Below are 906 nucleotides of genomic sequence, written 5' to 3'. Positions count from 1 at the left end.
TGAAGTGGTCCTGCTTTTTAGGACAGGTTTGCGGCTTGTCTAAGATGCATCAGATTTATGTTCATGCCGCTTTTCGTATCTCTGCTTGCTCGAAGTATGCCGCGTCTGGGGTGCGTTTGTCGAGCGCGGTGTGAGGGCGCTCTGTGTTGTAGAAGCCGATCCAGCCGTCAATGATCCGTTTGGCCTGGAAGCCGTTTGTGATCTCGTGCAAATAGACTGCCTCCTGCTTCAGGGACCGCCAGAGCCGCTCGATGAAGATGTTGTCCAGGTATCGGCCTCGGCCATCCATCGAGATTTTGATCTCGGCTTTGGTCAGCGTCGTGATCCAATCGGTTCCAGTATATTGGCTTCCCTGATCTGTATTCATGATCTCGGGGGTGCCGTATTTGGCAATGGCCTCCTCCAGCGCCTCAACGCAAAAACTGGCGTCCAGCGTATTCGACAACCGCCAAGACAAAACCTTGCGCGTCGCCCAATCCATGATTGCCACCAGGTACAGAAAGCCGTTCTTGACCGGAATATACGTAATGTCACTGCACCAAACTTGATTGGGGCGTGTGATTGCCAACTTCCTCAGCAAGTATGGCCAGATCTTGTGCTGGGGGTGCTTCTTGCTGGTGTTCGGCCCCTTATAGATGGCCTGCAACCCCATGCTGGCCATCAAACGACGTACGCGGTGCCGTCCCGCCGAGAACCCTGATTGGGGTAGATACGCCGCGATCTGGCGGCTGCCAAAGAACGGATACTTGGTGAATATCCGGTCAATCTCATGCATCAAGTCAATCGTAGCCGGATCAAAGCCGACCGGCGTGTAGTAGATCGAGGAACGGCTGATTTTGAGCAGCTTGCACTGGCGCGTAAGGCTCAAGCCAGTGTTCTCTTTACGGATCATCTTTCGGCGTTCAG

At 54.0% G+C, this 906-nt stretch carries 1 protein-coding gene; it reads right to left on the bottom strand.

What is annotated here, in order from left to right:
• Positions 1 to 61: 61 nt before the first annotated feature.
• A partial coding sequence (locus tag ROE7235_RS19720; protein ID WP_121097752.1) for an IS3 family transposase occupies positions 62 to 906 on the bottom strand: 845 nt, incomplete at its 5' end.

Source organism: Roseinatronobacter ekhonensis, assembly GCF_900499075.1.
Classification (GTDB): domain Bacteria; phylum Pseudomonadota; class Alphaproteobacteria; order Rhodobacterales; family Rhodobacteraceae; genus Roseinatronobacter; species Roseinatronobacter ekhonensis.
Note: the sequence above shows the minus strand (reverse complement) of the source record. Positions and strands in the feature narration are given on the sequence as shown.